Here is an 18229-nt window from a genome sequence, read left to right on the forward strand (position 1 = left end):
TCCTTATTGCACCAGGCCTGAAGGTCCGGGACTCTTAAAAAACAGTTGCTTGAACAGACCCAGATCTAGCGAATTTACAATTTGATCGCCGTTAAAATCGGCAGTCGAATTTCCAAATGTAAAGAAGGAGGCCTTAAACAAACCTAGATCCAGAGAATTAACCCGGCCATCATTATTCAAATCACCATCACAGGCATTGCCGTAGCCATCACGATCAACATCTAGCTGAGTTGGATTAGGCTTTTCTATGCAGTTATCCTGATAATCTAAAACACCATCATTATCACTGTCTTCATAGCGCACACCGGCATTGGCAAATAAATTGAAATTTACATTCCAGCCTGCCAGAGCACCGTCGACCATTTGCATACCCGCCACACCATCACCATCAACATCGGTAGATACTAAGCGCCACACGGTATCTTCTGTAGGAACACTCGACCAGGGATAAGGGCCATAATTGGCACCAGTCCATATAGCTCCGGGAGAGTTTGTAGTGAATGAGCTATTGATATCGTACACGTTGACTACATCGATATTTTCAGAATCTCCCCAATTAAGCAGCATATGCGCACCCACTTGCCCTACCCCTACGGTCATTTCCAGTGTCGGCCCATTATCACAACTGGCAATACCCGCCTCTAACTGAGCGACTGTGCAGCTGGTGTCAAAGACGTAATAACCTGGGCCAAACATTCTGGCGTGGTGAACACTCCAGTTATTGAAAAAGAACGGGGTATCAGACGCTATCATCAGATGATTAAATTCCGTAGAGCTGACATTGTTTGTAAGAATGCCGTTCCACTGAGCAGTAATATCGTTAGTGCCTCCAGCCACTCCGCCATCGTTATCCAGCATCGTAAAGTTATTATCCCCTTCAGCAATATCCAAATTGAAGTTGAAGCTATAACCTGCGAGTAAACCATCAATCATCGGCACACCTGCAATACCATCGCCATCATTATCCGTAGAGGCGAGGCGCCAGATCGTTTCAGGGCTTGGAGATGTAGACCATGGATATGGCCCAGGGTTGCCGCCAGTCCACAACTGACCAGCAGCACTGGTACTAAACACCGCATTAATATCGAAGACGTTAACAATGTCTGTATTAACTGATCCGTTCCAGTCAAATAGCATATGGATGCCAATCTGACCTTCTGCAACCGTCATCGTCAACATCGGGCCGCCATTACACATGGCAATGCCAGCTTCCAGTTCAGAAATCGAGCAACTGGTATCAAAGCTATAGCTACCCGGGCCAAAGACCCGCATATGATGCACATCCCAATCCATACCATAGAAAGGTGTTTCCGATGACAGCGCCATATTAGTAAAGTTGGTGTCAGCGATATCTGTGGTACTTAATCCATTCCAACTTGCCGCAATATCGTTGGCACCACCGCTAGCATTAGAGCCATCGGGGTTAAGTACAGTAAGGTTGCTACCTTTGAGTGCATCAACTGGTTCAGGCTCAACGGTAATGGTGACTAATGCCACTAATGAATCGGCATAGCCATCATTAACACTATAGCTTAGTAAATCCTGACCGGAGAAACCCTCATTGGGTGTATAGGTCAATTCTCCGCTATCACTATCAATAGCTGCAGTGCCGTTTTCAGTATTTGAAACCAGCGAATAAGTCAGAGAATCCCCATCATCATCCGAGGCTTCTAAAAGATCAGTCATAGCTGTGTTAAACGGAGTGACAAAGACTGCATTAACGGCTTCGGGAATCTGATTCACAGTGATAGAGAATGCAGCAAGAGCGGCTGATGCTGGAGTTTCAAAATCATCAGTAACGGTTATTACTATGCCTGATGTGGTTCCAGCGTCATCAGTGCTTGGGTTACCACTTAATTCACCTGTAGCCGTATTAAAACTCGACCATGCTGGTGCGCCGGTAATACTGAAGCTTAAAACATCATCTACATCTGCATCACTTGATGCTGGTATGAAGAGATAGCTTTCGCCAACATTGACAATTGTTTGTGGCAATCCATCAATTACAGGAGTTTCATTAGCAAATAATGCACTGCTTAGCCAGCCAGCATAATTGACTAGCCCATAACTGCCCGCATCATTATTTCCATCATAAATAAAACTCAGGCTCTTTGGATTGGGACTGCTATTAATTTCAGCAGTACCCTCTGTACCCCACCAGTTATTCTTCGCAATTATATCGAAGGCTGTATCATTCCTGATCGCATACGAACCATTATCATAGATATCATTATAGGCAATAACCGGATTAGCATAGCCGCCTATCTCGATACCTGTATTTTCACTCTCCTTAATCGTATTTCTTTCTATCGTTGCATTACCATTGCCATTAGCATCATCATAGTAAAGGTATAAACCTGTAGAGTTCCTTTCAAGGATATTATCCGCTATATAAGGAACAACATGCCCATGTATACTGATGCCATAACCGGTGACATCCGTTACCGTGTTGTCCGTAATTACAGCCTGAATAGTATTCTGATAGTTACTAACAGATATACCGCTCTCAATACCACCGGTTATCGTATTTCCAGTCACAACTGGGGCTGTTGTTCCGTAATCATTGACAGTAATACCAGAAGCATCGCAACAATAATAACCACCATTCAGAACCGTGTTTTCAATTGTATTTGCTGTTATCGAAATACTATCTGTCATCCAGTAACCAGAACTGCTTCCGTCCTGATAATGTATGCCACTAAAATAAAAAGGCTGAGTACTCCGTACTGTGTTGCCACTTATATCGACATCACCCCGAATATACCAAAACCTTATTCCCCCCTGATAACCATTATCCTCAAGAGTATTATTTAGTACTGTAAGCCCATGGGACCAGGAGACTATTAAACCAGCGCCATTATTGGAAATAGTATTATCCGCCACCAACCAGTAGGCGTAACTATCATCACCCGAAATGGCCACGCCATTATTATTGATTATAGAGCTAGCGCTAATAGATACAGTTGCATCATTCGATGAATCAACACGAACTCCATAACTACCGTTTTCTTGAATCAAAGAGTGGGATACTATCAGCTCATCCGTTTCTTGCAGGCTTTGAGCATGGATACCATAGGCGCTGTATTCAATAATGGCATGGTTAAAACTGGCACTACCGGTGCCAATATAAATCCCACCCCACTCGCCGGTAACTGGCTCTCGATGGCTACTGGTAAATCTCACTTCATTCCCTTCTATACCCGCAACGTTCAACGTACCCTCTACAATTAACTCACTGTCATAGGGTTCATGGCCTGATATCAGATCATCACTGTTGGCGAGGAACAGCACGTCAACACCATCCAGAATTGTCAGGGTTACACCATCAGCAACGGTTACATCACCTGTAATCAGATAAGGGCTGTCAGCCTCAGTCCAGACAGTGTCTGCAAGGATGACCGAACCCTTAATCACGGTCGCGGCATATAACGAGGTACTACGAACCTGTACTGCTTGCGACCAATCGCCACTGGCGTCATCATAAAATGCAGTGATTAAATCGCCAGAGTTAACCTCTAAGGTAAAGTTATCTGCGGATGCTGTCACTGACTCTACTACTGGAAGGCTGCCTTCAAAAATACCTGAATCCACGTCGGTTTCAGTCAGCGTTACTGTTTCAGCCACGATGGTTCCAGCCGTGGTGTTAAACGTAAAGGTATCTCCCACTGCAAAACTTATCGATCCCTGATCAATACGGAAGAAAACCTCATCCCCCGCGGTGGTATAACCGGGGTTCTCAACGTCTTCATGGATGGAGTATTGCCGGGATTGATTGCCTGATACAGAGCCCGACACGATAAAGTTATCCTGGCTAACAGCGGTTATGGTCCAGGCTTCTGTGTTGGTGTCGTAGCCAGTACTCAGGACAGTTAACACCCCGTCACCCGTATTGTTCCCACCTGCGACAGGCTCGCTAGCACCAAAAGGCGTGCCGGTATCTTCAGTTTCAGAAGTAACACGAACAGTTAATGTATCAGCCACGGAAGCACTGGGATTGACTTCGGGGCCGGTATCCGTAACGCGGACAATAACATCATCACCGGATTGGTAAGTCGCTGCAACATTGCCGTTGCTATCTATTAATTGCAACAACCCTGTAAAAGATTTTGAAACCGGAGCCCCGGTTTGATAACCACTACCCAGCCAGCCAGCATAATTGACTAGCCCATAACTACCCGCATCATTATTTCCATCATAAATAAAACTCAGGCTCTTTGGATTGGGACTGCTATTAATTTCAGCAGTACCCTCTGTACCCCACCAGTTATTCTTCGCAATTATATCGAAGGCTGTATCATTCCTGATCGCATACGAACCATTATCATAGATATCATTATAGGCAATAACCGGATTAGCATAGCCGCCTATCTCGATACCTGTATTTTCACTCTCCTTAATCGTATTTCTTTCTATCGTTGCATTACCATTGCCATTAGCATCATCATAGTAAAGGTATAAACCTGTAGAGTTCCTTTCAAGGATATTATCCGCTATATAAGGAACAACATGCCCATGTATACTGATGCCATAACCGGTGACATCCGTTACCGTGTTGTCCGTAATTACAGCCTGAATAGTATTCTGATAGTTACTAACAGATATACCGCTCTCAATACCACCGGTTATCGTATTTCCAGTCACAACTGGGGCTGTTGTTCCGTAATCATTGACAGTAATACCAGAAGCATCGCAACAATAATAACCACCATTCAGAACCGTGTTTTCAATTGTATTTGCTGTTATCGAAATACTATCTGTCATCCAGTAACCAGAACTGCTTCCGTCCTGATAATGTATGCCACTAAAATAAAAAGGCTGAGTACTCCGTACTGTGTTGCCACTTATATCGACATCACCCCGAATATACCAAAACCTTATTCCCCCCTGATAACCATTATCCTCAAGAGTATTATTTAGTACTGTAAGCCCATGGGACCAGGAGACTATTAAACCAGCGCCATTATTGGAAATAGTATTATCCGCCACCAACCAGTAGGCGTAACTATCATCACCCGAAATGGCCACGCCATTATTATTGATTATAGAGCTAGCGCTAATAGATACAGTTGCATCATTCGATGAATCAACACGAACTCCATAACTACCGTTTTCTTGAATCAAAGAGTGGGATACTATCAGCTCATCCGTTTCTTGCAGGCTTTGAGCATGGATACCATAGGCGCTGTATTCAATAATGGCATGGTTAAAACTGGCACTACCGGTGCCAATATAAATCCCACCCCACTCGCCGGTAACTGGCTCTCGATGGCTACTGGTAAATCTCACTTCATTCCCTTCTATACCCGCAACGTTCAACGTACCCTCTACAATTAACTCACTGTCATAGGGTTCATGGCCTGATATCAGATCATCACTGTTGGCGAGGAACAGCACGTCAACACCATCCAGAATTGTCAGGGTTACACCATCAGCAACGGTTACATCACCTGTAATCAGATAAGGGCTGTCAGCCTCAGTCCAGACAGTGTCTGCAAGGATGACCGAACCCTTAACCACGGTCGCGGCATATAACGAGGTACTACGAACCTGTACTGCTTGCGACCAATCGCCACTGGCATCATCATAAAATGCAGTGATTAAATCGCCAGAGTTAACCTCTAAGGTAAAGTTATCTGCGGATGCTGTCACTGACTCTACTACTGGAAGGCTGCCTTCAAAAATACCTGAATCCACGTCGGTTTCAGTCAGCGTTACTGTTTCAGCCACGATGGTTCCAGCCGTGGTGTTAAACGTAAAGGTATCTCCCACTGCAAAACTTATCGATCCCTGATCAATACGGAAGAAAACCTCATCCCCCGCGGTGGTATAACCGGGGTTCTCAACGTCTTCATGGATGGAGTATTGCCGGGATTGATTGCCTGATACAGAGCCCGACACGATAAAGTTATCCTGGCTAACAGCGGTTATGGTCCAGGCTTCTGTGTTGGTGTCGTAGCCAGTACTCAGGACAGTTAACACCCCGTCACCCGTATTGTTCCCACCTGCGACAGGCTCGCTAGCACCAAAAGGCGTGCCGGTATCTTCAGTTTCAGAAGTAACACGAACAGTTAATGTATCAGCCACGGAAGCACTGGGATTGACTTCGGGGCCGGTATCCGTAACGCGGACAATAACATCATCACCGGATTGGTAAGTCGCTGCAACATTGCCGTTGCTATCTATTAATTGCAACAACCCTGTAAAAGATTTTGAAACCGGAGCCCCGGTTTGATAACCACTACCCAGCCAGCCAGCATAATTGACTAGCCCATAACTGCCCGCATCATTATTTCCATCATAAATAAAACTCAGGCTCTTTGGATTGGGACTGCTATTAATTTCAGCAGTACCCTCTGTACCCCACCAGTTATTCTTCGCAATTATATCGAAGGCTGTATCATTCCTGATCGCATACGAACCATTATCATAGATATCATTATAGGCAATAACCGGATTAGCATAGCCGCCTATCTCGATACCTGTATTTTCACTCTCCTTAATCGTATTTCTTTCTATCGTTGCATTACCATTGCCATTAGCATCATCATAGTAAAGGTATAAACCTGTAGAGTTCCTTTCAAGGATATTATCCGCTATATAAGGAACAACATGCCCATGTATACTGATGCCATAACCGGTGACATCCGTTACCGTGTTGTCCGTAATTACAGCCTGAATAGTATTCTGATAGTTACTAACAGATATACCGCTCTCAATACCACCGGTTATCGTATTTCCAGTCACAACTGGGGCTGTTGTTCCGTAATCATTGACAGTAATACCAGAAGCATCGCAACAATAATAACCACCATTCAGAACCGTGTTTTCAATTGTATTTGCTGTTATCGAAATACTATCTGTCATCCAGTAACCAGAACTGCTTCCGTCCTGATAATGTATGCCACTAAAATAAAAAGGCTGAGTACTCCGTACTGTGTTGCCACTTATATCGACATCACCCCGAATATACCAAAACCTTATTCCCCCCTGATAACCATTATCCTCAAGAGTATTATTTAGTACTGTAAGCCCATGGGACCAGGAGACTATTAAACCAGCGCCATTATTGGAAATAGTATTATCCGCCACCAACCAGTAGGCGTAACTATCATCGCCCGAAATGGCCACGCCATTATTATTGATTATAGAGCTAGCGCTAATAGATACAGTTGCATCATTCGATGAATCAACACGAACTCCATAACTACCGTTTTCTTGAATCAAAGAGTGGGATACTATCAGCTCATCCGTTTCTTGCAGGCTTTGAGCATGGATACCATAGGCGCTGTATTCAATAATGGCATGGTTAAAACTGGCACTACCGGTGCCAATATAAATCCCACCCCACTCGCCGGTAACTGGCTCTCGATGGCTACTGGTAAATCTCACTTCATTCCCTTCTATACCCGCAACGTTCAACGTACCCTCTACAATTAACTCACTGTCATAGGGTTCATGGCCTGATATCAGATCATCACTGTTGGCGAGGAACAGCACGTCAACACCATCCAGAATTGTCAGGGTTACACCATCAGCAACGGTTACATCACCTGTAATCAGATAAGGGCTGTCAGCCTCAGTCCAGACAGTGTCTGCAAGGATGACCGAACCCTTAATCACGGTCGCGGCATATAACGAGGTACTACGAACCTGTACTGCTTGCGACCAATCGCCACTGGCGTCATCATAAAATGCAGTGATTAAATCGCCAGAGTTAACCTCTAAGGTAAAGTTATCTGCGGATGCTGTCACTGACTCTACTACTGGAAGGCTGCCTTCAAAAATACCTGAATCCACGTCGGTTTCAGTCAGCGTTACTGTTTCAGCCACGATGGTTCCAGCCGTGGTGTTAAACGTAAAGGTATCTCCCACTGCAAAACTTATCGATCCCTGATCAATACGGAAGAAAACCTCATCCCCCGCGGTGGTATAACCGGGGTTCTCAACGTCTTCATGGATGGAGTATTGCCGGGATTGATTGCCTGATACAGAGCCCGACACGATAAAGTTATCCTGGCTAACAGCGGTTATGGTCCAGGTTTCTGTGTTGGTGTCGTAGCCAGTACTCAGGACAGTTAACACCCCGTCACCCGTATTGTTCCCACCTGCGACAGGCTCGCTAGCACCAAAAGGCGTGCCGGTATCTTCAGTTTCAGAAGTAACACGAACAGTTAATGTATCAGCCACGGAAGCACTGGGATTGACTTCGGGGCCGGTATCCGTAACGCGGACAATAACATCATCACCAGCTTGGTAGGTCGCTGCAACATTGCCGTTGCTATCAAGTAGCTCCAAATCACCAGTCACACCAGACATAGCATTAGTAGCAGTCAATGCACTAACAGAAAGAAAAACAACACTCATCCATTTGTTCATTTTCATTCTTAAATATCACCCTTATATAGCGTAAAACCGAGCATGAATGGTGATTAATTAGCCATAGCAATGCGCGATAAGACAAAAGTCGTCAATAAGGATTCGATAAGAGGTGGTAAGAAAATAATAGCGGACTGTTTAGCTCCACTTACAGCAGTTAATACAAGGAGGTTATATGTCCATATCAAAAGTACGCTTCCAGCGCACAAGCATCCCGTTAATCAATACTATTTTTATTATTTCCTTGAGCCAAACAGCAAAAGAATCCCTAGATCTATTATTATTAAACTTGCCTTACTATACTAAAATTTGTGAACCAGATCACTAGTACTTTTGTACTAGAATGCTTGGAGAGAGCTCAAATAATAATCATAGGAATTTAATCTCTCTAAAATCGCACCAACTTGGAGCCAAAAGATAACATAGAGGCTAATATTTTTTGTATTGGTTAAAGAGCATTGCAAAAAAAGCAGCATATTCACATCCATTGGTTTTATTAATACCAGCCTTGTCCTGAAATTTATGCCTCTCAAACAATTTAGTATGATGCAGCTAATCGACTTTGTTAAACGAATGGCTTTAAGCCTATAATCATTGGCTATGCCGCCAAAAAATAAAAATAAGAAGAAAGCTTCTCCGCTATTGCCTGCCCTTAGTGGGCTTGGGCTATCTCTATTCTTGCTATTGTTTTCTTATCAATATCTGTCAGTTAATGTTTATAAGATGTTTGCTGCACTGTTTATCGGCAGCGGCTTACTGCTTATTGCTTGTTATATACATATCAAATCAAGGCAAGGGCTTGATAAAACCATTATCTATTGCTCAGTCTTGATAGCTCTACCTTTTCTAACACTTATGCCTGGGTATTTGTTTAACCAGGTCACTACTAACTATTTTTTTAAAGAAGAATTCGGTTTATTGCTGATCACGTTGATGTGGTCATGGATTATTCTGCTTACTGTTAAGTCAGAAAAAGAGATAGCAATATTTTTACAGGCGCTAGTCATTGGCATTATTGGTTCCTGCCTTATTGCCACGCTGAATATAGATGTTAGTGAGGCCCGGCCAATTGGGCGCCGTATGTCATCAGCGCTATCTTCAGCTAATTTTGGCAATTCAAATTATTTTGCCTCATTCCTGATTCTTGTTATACCGATCTACGCAGGCGCTGCACTTGGAGCCTATAAACAGAAGCCGCAAAAAAGCCTAACTATAGGTATTTATGGCTTGGTGGTTGTACTAGGTCTATGGGCTTTGCTCTATACGCAGTCCAGAGCAGCCATTGCAAGTCTGGTCATTATGCTAGCCATTTTGTTAGTAGCATTCATTGGCTTATCCAGGCAGAGGCCTGTATTAGCATGGCGCACTCTCTTATTATCTGTCGCAATAGGCTCTGTAGGTATATGGCTACTGCAGGCAAGCCCCTACTCGCACGTTTTAGTAATCTTGGTGAACACCTTCACTCCAGAACCGTACCCTGGACAGCCGCCTATCAAGCTTTTCTTGAAAAACCGTTACTGGGTTTTGGGCCGGGTTCATCCTATGAATTATTTTTTCAGTATATTCTCCCCGAAAGCCGCTCACTCTGGCATCAAGCCAGTTATAAGCACGCCCACAACCAACTGTTACAAACACTTCAGGAAGGTGGTTTATTGGGCCTTGCAGCTTACCTGATGTTTTGGGGCTGTATTTATTATTGTGTTGTTAAGACCTATCAGCTCTATCGTGACAAACCAGGTACAGCTTATCTAGTGTTAGGTATTGGAGCAGGATTAGCCTGTTTACAACTTCATAGCTTTGTTTCCGTGGCCTACCGAATGGTATCGGTTCAATTGCCCATGGTGGTTTTCGCAGTGCTGCTTGCGGCCTTATGGAAAAACAAGCGACCAGCGCCTTTAAAAGCAATGCCAATACAAACGGGCCTATTGGCCGCACTCACTTTGGCCTTGGCCTGGACTATTCTGCAACCTACCTTTAGTAGCTTTAAAGAATACGCAAAAGCGAAGACACTCCCCCCCATGCAAAGGCTGGACCGATTACAACAAGTCAAGCCTCGGCAATTAAATATCTATTCGCTCTACGATCGTATGGCTATGGAGCTTTTGCAACGCGATAACGACAGCGCATTAAGCACCGGTGCATTGATTGAAGAGGCGATACCCAACTATCGAGCCCTTCTCTATCGTCAGGCTGTTGCTTATGCACAAAAGGGTGAGCTGGAAAAAGCCAAACTAAAGGCAAGAGAGTACCAGCAACAAGATATGTATTATATGGATAACAATAAGTTGCTGATACGTATTGCGATAAAACAGCAGGAGCCTGCCTTCTTTTTAGAGCAGCTAATAATGCTGTGGGCCTCTATAAGCATTGAAAGGCCCCAAGAGAAATTACCCGCCTACCTATGGCAAATAAAAAACCTTGACTCAGCAACCATTCAGCATTCAGCTATAAAGCGTATTGATCAACGCTCTGCCCTAACTGCCATGGCGATAATGGGCAAAGCCAGTGCTGACAGTAGTCACACACAAAAGCAGAGAAACAGTAGAGCGCTAGCGGCAATACTGGATATACCCAATAACGAAGCTCGGTATTTGGTTGATTATATGGCGCCTGTAGCAGCTCGCTAAATTTGAATCAGAATCGCCCTGGTATTGCCTGTGTTGCTTAAAATTCTCGGCAAAAACTTTATTAGCGTTATCTAGCAAGCCCTTTAAAAATACACATTGGTAAAACAGCGCTGTACTTGTGACAGGATAGATAAAGCAATAGCCTCTGCTGTATCACCGCCGATCTCTAAACCAGCGGGAGAAAAAATTCGCTCTTGCGCCCACCCTGCATGCTGTAATTCAGCAGCCTCAATCACCTTGCCCTTTCTATATTTAGGGCCCAATAATCCTATATAAGCTATTTGTTGCTGGTACTGCTCAATCTGTGAAAGCCAAAAAGCATCTATTGAGAGGTTATGGCTTTTTAAAATAACAGCATTAAAACCTGCCAGCAGTGAATAGTTTTTTTGCTTATCGCTTTTATGATTATCCACTACAGCTGCGCCCTGGTATTCACTGTAGTGGGATGTATGAATACGCTCATCCCATAAATAAACATACCAACCAAGACTGGCCGCCACACTACAAATGGGTATGGCATCATGACCCGCACCAATAACCATTAATCTGGGTCTTGGGGCAATAGTGCTTACCGAATACTCTCCGTCACTAGCAGACTCAATGCTATGACTAATATTGCTAGCAGTCGATGATGGTTTTATAACTGAAAGTAAAGGCTTTGTGTTAGTTGTTGCAGGCTGCTGATGATTGATGCATTGTTGGATAATACAATGTTGCCCGGCTTCAAGTTCAAGCTGCGCTTTTAGTAGTTGTTGGTAAACAGCCTCTGTAACTGAGACTAATAATATCTGAATCTTTCCTGAGCAGCCGGTATTGTTAGATGGGTCGGTATAATCGTCCGCAGTGGAATCGTATTCAATCACTGTCGAGCTGTCACTAAAAGATAATCTATGAGCTTGATGGACAATATCTTTTTCCAGACAACCACCACTTAAGGCACCGATGGTTTCACCCGAAGGGGCAATAAACATCATTGCGCCCTCCTTTCTATAACTGGAACCGGTTTTCTTAATCAGCGTGGCCAGCACCCAACTAGCCTCTATACCAAGCGCCTCGCTCTTGTTACAAGCGGCTAGATATTTTGTGATAACGAGATGGGAGTCATTCAAACTATGTATACCTGACTGTCTTGGTAACTGTAATTATGTCTGGCACTATAAAAATCGATACCTAATTATAACTAATAGCCTTATTATTTATGCTTAACAATCTAAAGGGAGTTTAGCCCCATATGCTTAAAGCTACCGCCTTGGTCTTGGCTGCCGGATATAGCCGTCGTTTTGGCAGCGATAAAAAAATGGCCATACTCGATAATGGTAATAGAATGATTAGCCAAACCATTGAAAATATTGCCAGGTCAAAGCTGGATTACCGTATTGTTATAAAGCCCTCTGATAGTGACCTACTTGGCCGCCTGTTTGACCCGACGACATTCATTATTGCCAAACACAGTGCCAAGGGTATGGGGCAATCGATTACCGAAGGATTGTTGGCCATTGCTGATGACTACCCTGCCTGCTTAATTTGCCTGGCCGATATGCCCTATATTTTACCAGCTACCTATCAACGTATAGCTGAGTCTATCGATGGTTATGATGCTGTGCTGCCGTTTTATCAAGGTACGCAAGGCAATCCTGTTGCGATTGCTAAAAGCCTGTATCCGCAATTTCTGCAATTAAATGGAGACAGTGGCGGCAAAGCTATTATTCAATCAAGCGGTGTTAAACGCTACCCATTGCATACCGATGATCATGGCATCCTTCGGGATATTGATTTACCCGCTGATATTAATCGTTAAGATTGTGCTTTTACGGCCAGCTCAATCGCTTTTCGTATTCTTGGGTATGATCCGCATTTACAGATAATGGCGGACATAGCCTGGTCTATCTCTTGCTCGCCAGGATTTGGCTTATTGGCTAGTAATGCGCTGGCCGCCATAATTTGTCCGGACTGACAGTAACCGCACTGGGAAACTTCTTGCTCGACCCAGGCTTGTTGAACCGGATGTAAATGTTCCTCTGTACCCAAGCCTTCAATGGTTGTGACGGCACGCCCGGCTAGAGTAGAAACAGGCATCAGGCAACTGCGCATAGCCTCGCCATCTATATGCACTGTGCAGGCACCACATTGACCAATACCACAGCCAAACTTTGTGCCAGTTAGTTTAAAGCTATCACGCAGCAGCCAAAGCAATGGCATATCCCCTGCTACCTCCGTACTAACCTCTTTACCGTTGAGGAAAAACTTAATCATGATATCGATTCCGCTGTGGAGTAACTGGCTTGATACGGCTGAAAGTCAGGGTTATTGAGTACCGGTAAGGCACGTATTCTAATCCCTGTAGCTTGATAAATCGCATTGGTTAAAGCGGGAGCTACACCGGGCACCGCTGGCTCCCCCATACCGCCGGGGCGCTCCATGGGACTATCTAATAAAATCGTTTCAATAATGGGCGTTTCATTAAATCTTAAACGTCGGTAGTTATTAAAGTTACTCTGTTCAGCAATACCTTGTTTAAAGGTAATCTGTTCAAATAATGCCGATGACAGCCCGTCGATAATCGAGCTCTCAACTTGTGCAATCACATTATTAGGGTGGATCACCGGCCCGCAATCGACGGCACAGACTACCCGCTTAACCCGCAGGGATTGATTGTTGATAATTTCTACTTCAACCGCATGGGCTACCACACTGCGATGGGATTCAGAAATTGCATAGCCTATATTGGCGACGCCTTTCACCTGCTCTGCAACGGCTTTTAGCGCCGCCTGATGCCGTGGCTGCTGCTCTAAATGATTTAGTCTAAATAACAGTGGCGATAGATTGCTAGCCACAGCCAATTCATCAATAAAACTCTCGATAAAAAAACCATTCCATGAATGACTAACACTACGCCATGGCCCAGCCGGTATATGTGAGTCTATCGGAACAAAGCTAACCGTGAGATTGGGGATGTTATAGATACCAGGGTTGATCGCACTAACAGCAGAGCTATCTTTACGTGCATCTCCCCCTCGAGGGTTAGGTGTGCGTTTATATAAACTGGCAACAACTGATTGTGTGACCAGTTTATAGTCAATTGCCGTAATCGCACCGTTGCTATCAACCGCACCGGCAATGCTCGAATAAGCTAAGGGCCGGTATGCATCATGCTGTATATCCTGTTCCCTTGACCAAAATACTTTTACCGGGCGACCAGAAAAACGCATGGCCGTAGAGACTGCCTGTTCAACAAAATCCAGCTCTGAGCGGCGACCAAAACCACCACCTAAAAAAGTGCAGTGAACCGTCACATTAGCGGGGTCAAGGCCGCTAATCTCCGCCCCAATATCCCGCACCATTGAATGCGCCTGTGTCGGTGCCCAGATGGTCAGTTGATTATTGTCCAGCATCGCCGTAGCGTTCATCGGCTCCATACAAACGTGGGCGAGATAAGGCACTTGATAGTCGGCGCTAAGGCTAGTGTGCTGATTGGTTAGGGCTGCACTGAGTACTGCGCTGCTATCACCATCCTCGCGAAAAATAACGGGCTCTGGGTCGTTAAGCTGTTTGCGATAATCTATCGTTAGGCTATCCCTAATACCATCAATCGGTGGCTTGGCTGTAACCTCAACCGTTTTAGCCGCTTGCAAAGCCAGCCAGCTATTTTCTGCTGCCACCGCAACCGCTGTTTCGGCGGCTGGTTTACCCACAGGAAAGATGGCCTTTACGCCGCTTAGTTCCTTAATCGGTGGTGAGCTAAAGGTATCTACCAAAGAGCCAGCAATAGGGCTATGCACTACCGTGGCATAGAGCATATCAGGCAGTTCAACATCAAGGCCGTAACTTGCCTGGCCAGTCACTTTAACAATGTCATCCAGCCGTGATGGGTTTTTGCCAATCAAACGAAAGTCGGCGGGTGATTTTAATGTGGGCTTACTGGGTGGTTTTTCTGTGGCTGCCGCTTCAGCGAGTTCGCCATAACTGAGCTTTAAATTAGTGGCCGGGTTAATAACAAAGCCAGCCTCGGTCTTTAGCTGATCTTTTGCAACGCCCCAGCGTTTGGCCGCAGCGCTAAGCAGCATATCTCTGGCTCTGGCACCGGCAGGTCTAAGGGTATCCCAAGCATCAATTATACTGGAGCTGCCAATGGTAATAGAAAGCCCCATGGTATGAAAAACTTCACGGACCAACCAAGTCCCTGCGCCCGTACCGATATTGCTACTGGGGTCGCCAAAAGGCTGGCCGCCTTTCATCATGCCAAAATTAAAATAGTCACGGTCAACGGGGGTAAACTCAAAATCCACTGACTGCCAATCGGCATCCAGTTCCTCGGCTAGCATGCTGGCTAGACTGGTGACAACGCCCTGCCCCATTTCTGCTCGATGAATTCCCACGGTAATGGTTCCATCGGTAGAGATTTTTAACCAGGCATTAAACGGAATCGCCTGCTTGCCACTGCTGGCAAATTTTTCTGCGGCATCACCATCATCCAGTTGCTGGTAGCTAATACCGAGAAAAAGGCCGCCACTGGCTGCCAAGCCTGCTATAAGGAACGATCGTCTTGATATCATATTTCGATACTATCAATCTCTATTGCCCCGGAGTAGCGACAATTAAGTAAAGGTAGGTAAAGTGTTAGCTGAATATAAAGAAACCGAGGTTTACAACAAGGCACGCCAGCACAGCTATTGCATCTCATTAACGCTTTTTACCACAGCCCGTAGGGTGGATTATAATCCACCGGAGGCGAGCTTAGGCTGGGCTTGGTGGATTGTAATCCACCCTACACACAGCCCGTAGGGTGGATTATAATCCACCGGTATAGGCGAGCTTAGGCTGGGCATGGTGGACTGTAATCCACCCTACGTTACGGGTTAGCTTAATTGCGCCCTAGTGTTTGCAACCAACCCAGTAGCAAAGTGCCAGGCACTATGCTGCCAGTATCACAAACCGCCGTTACCATCAGGGGCCACCAGTTAACATTGCCCCAGCCTGAGATAAAGGTATAGGTACCAAAAAAAGCCGCCACACTCACCATAGTGCCCACATAGATGGCCCTTACTACCCAGGATGTTGGCGCTTGTATCGTAGAAAACCACCAGGCAGAGATAAATAAAACAATACCAAAGCCCACTGACATTTTAACGATATTGATACTGGCAGAAGCCCCGTCACCCGAGCGTACAAAACCCTCAAAATAAGGTGCGGCCCAGTCATTCAGTAAAAACTCAGCAATACCCCAATTCAACATGCTGCAAAAAAAATAGGCAACAACAAAGGTCCAAACAAATTTACCCAGACTGACATTTAACATCCACTCAACCTCTTTTTATCATTATGAAAAGCATACAGTGAATATACGGTAACATAAAAAAAGGCTACCGAAGTAGCCTTATTGTCTTGCTCTTTCTACGGGCTTAATGTTGACGCTTAACACCCACCAGCCCGAGGATAGCTGAGCCAAATAACCAGGCCGCCGCAGGCACAGGGACACTGCTCACAGTGTAGGTAAAGGCATCGGTTCTTGAACCCAAACCATCATTTGGGTCGTAGGTGTCGCTGTAGATAATACTGCCGTTGCCGGTCTGATCAATGCTGACTTCCCATATATCCAGCTCATCAGCCGGGGTTGAGCCTTCAACAAATACATTGTAAGTAATGCTGGGGCAGATATTGGGGTCTATTGAAGAGCATGACCTGTTAGCCGAGCGGAACACGTCATCGGCAGGTAAAATGGCTGAATAACCTAGCGTTAAGTAGTTAAAGTTATTGGCAGTGATAAAATAGTCTGTGATCCCATCCCATTGCAGATCACCTGTTTCAGTATCAAAAGTGCCTGTGGCGTCACCTGATATATGCTGATTACTGGAGGGGTTGTCATGGTAAACAAAGGAGCCAGTCAGTGTTAGATTGATTGGTATAATGGCTGCATAAGCAGGCAATGACAGTGAAAAGACAATCATGCAAGGAATAATTGTTTTTAACATGGTGACGTCCTGTTTTTTATTGTTGTTGGTTTAAAATAAAGCGGTGCTGTTTCAATAAAACGTTCGCGGCGTACCTCTACGCTAATAGCTGAAAAACCAATTAAAGCGGTAGTTGGCATCATCAATCCGGCGATAATCGTATAATCGACATTTTCAGTCAAACCCGTTGTGTAAAGAACTCCGACAAGACTTCACATTTGTGAACTTTTACCTAAATGGTTTATTCATCAACGGTCAGCTTGGTTTAAGAGGGCCGCTATCCAAGGTTTACCTGAAGGCGCCAGCGCTTCCCTTCTGGTTATTGAGTGGCGCTGACTGCTGGGTTATTTAGAATCAACCTAAAACCGATATCCGGCATTTTGACATTGCTGGTAGTACCATCACGGCGAAAAACTTCTGATTCATTGGCGGAAAATTCATAGCCGCCACCACGGATCACTTTGACAGTACGGGCTCTTGCATCCACGTCTCTAGTGAGTACCGGGTTTTTAACGGTTTCTTGGTTTCTCTGGTAGGCGCCTTGTTTAAAATCATCAATACAAAATTCCCAAAGATTACCGGTCATATCATAGAGGCCTAACTCATTGGCTTGTTTTTGAGCAACGGGATGACTGCGGCGTTTGGCATTATCGGCGTACCAGGCGACATCAGCAATGCTATTGGAACCGCTATAGATATAGCTTCTGGATTGTGCACCACCTTTAGCGGCGTATTCCCATTGCGCCTCTGAGGGTAGCGAGAATAGCAAGCCGGTGGCAGCATTGAGGCGTTTAATAAACTCATTGGCCTGAAGCCAGCTGATATTATTGACTGGGCAATCTGCACAGGGGAAATAACTGTGGTTCCAACCCATAATGCGCTGAAACAGGCTTTGGGTTACTTCAGTTTTGGCTATCTGGAAACCGCTTAGCTGGACAGTATGGGCAGGCTGCTCCATTTCCTTTGCTGTGGCAGCGGTTGAGCCCATGGTAAAACTGCCACCTTCCACCCAAACAAATTTATCAAGCAGGCTATGCGTTTCTTGTGCTGAAAAATTCTGGCTCCAGCTTGTGCTTGCCATTAATACTAAAAGCAATAACAGGCTGATAAATCTGCGGCATAGATGCATTAGATAAGGCTTATTAATAAAGTGAGGCATTAATTGATCCTGCAAGGCTGGTATTCAAACGACAATAAATTGGTGTATAGCATTTTATTATACGCGAGCAATGCCTTAGCTGTTAGACTATTGTGCGAATATCCCTCTATTGATTGAAG

9 protein-coding genes and 1 pseudogene are annotated in these 18229 nt (G+C 44.9%); 3 read left to right on the forward strand and 7 right to left on the reverse strand.

Going from position 1 to position 18229, the window contains the following annotated elements:
* Window positions 1–3: 3 nt before the first annotated feature.
* On the reverse strand, window positions 4–8382 hold the full coding sequence (locus BST96_RS17440; RefSeq protein WP_085759929.1) for a right-handed parallel beta-helix repeat-containing protein: 8379 nt from the start codon (window positions 8380–8382) through the stop codon (window positions 4–6).
* A 1397-nt stretch (window positions 8383–9779) separates the two neighbouring features.
* Here BST96_RS17440 and BST96_RS21505 point away from each other — a divergent pair.
* Both BST96_RS21505 and BST96_RS21125 read left to right on the forward strand, forming a co-directional pair.
* Window positions 9780–9989, forward strand: a pseudogene (locus BST96_RS21505) (hypothetical protein); the annotation flags it as partial.
* Window positions 9990–10280: 291 nt separating this feature from the next.
* Window positions 10281–11003, forward strand: a complete 723-nt coding sequence (locus tag BST96_RS21125; protein WP_240554833.1) for a hypothetical protein — start codon at window positions 10281–10283, stop codon at window positions 11001–11003.
* Window positions 11004–11086: 83 nt separating this feature from the next.
* Here BST96_RS21125 and BST96_RS17450 read toward each other — a convergent pair whose 3' ends face one another.
* A complete protein-coding gene (locus BST96_RS17450) occupies window positions 11087–12031 on the reverse strand; it encodes an XdhC family protein (protein ID WP_169714034.1) in 945 nt (314 codons plus the stop codon).
* 203 nt (window positions 12032–12234) lie between these two features.
* On the opposite strand from BST96_RS17450, the gene BST96_RS17455 reads away from it, so the two are divergent.
* Entirely contained in the window at window positions 12235–12801 is a 567-nt protein-coding gene (locus BST96_RS17455; RefSeq protein ID WP_085759932.1) for a nucleotidyltransferase family protein, read from the forward strand.
* On the opposite strand, the gene BST96_RS17460 is transcribed toward BST96_RS17455, so the two are convergent.
* The 5 genes from BST96_RS17460 to BST96_RS17480 form a co-directional block, all read right to left on the reverse strand.
* The gene (locus BST96_RS17460; RefSeq protein WP_085759933.1) at window positions 12798–13256 is read right to left on the reverse strand and encodes a (2Fe-2S)-binding protein; all 459 of its coding nucleotides are present in this window, start codon (window positions 13254–13256) and stop codon (window positions 12798–12800) included. The two genes, BST96_RS17455 and BST96_RS17460, sit on opposite strands and share 4 nt — an antisense overlap.
* Window positions 13253–15556, reverse strand: a complete 2304-nt coding sequence (locus tag BST96_RS17465) for a xanthine dehydrogenase family protein molybdopterin-binding subunit (RefSeq protein ID WP_085759934.1) — start codon at window positions 15554–15556, stop codon at window positions 13253–13255. Before BST96_RS17465 ends, BST96_RS17460 begins: the two co-directional genes overlap by 4 nt.
* A 308-nt stretch (window positions 15557–15864) precedes the next feature.
* Window positions 15865–16299, reverse strand: coding sequence for a hypothetical protein (locus tag BST96_RS17470; protein WP_085759935.1), 435 nt, complete (start codon window positions 16297–16299; stop codon window positions 15865–15867).
* Between the two features lie 103 nt (window positions 16300–16402).
* Window positions 16403–16972 (reverse strand): VPLPA-CTERM sorting domain-containing protein, encoded by a 570-nt coding sequence (locus tag BST96_RS17475; RefSeq protein ID WP_085759936.1) that lies wholly within the window; start codon window positions 16970–16972, stop codon window positions 16403–16405.
* A gap of 298 nt (window positions 16973–17270) precedes the next feature.
* Window positions 17271–18110: a formylglycine-generating enzyme family protein gene (locus tag BST96_RS17480; protein WP_240554834.1), complete on the reverse strand. Its 840-nt coding sequence runs from the start codon at window positions 18108–18110 to the stop codon at window positions 17271–17273.
* Window positions 18111–18229 lie beyond the last annotated feature (119 nt).

Source organism: Oceanicoccus sagamiensis, assembly GCF_002117105.1.
Taxonomy (GTDB): Bacteria; Pseudomonadota; Gammaproteobacteria; order Pseudomonadales; family Dasaniaceae; genus Oceanicoccus; species Oceanicoccus sagamiensis.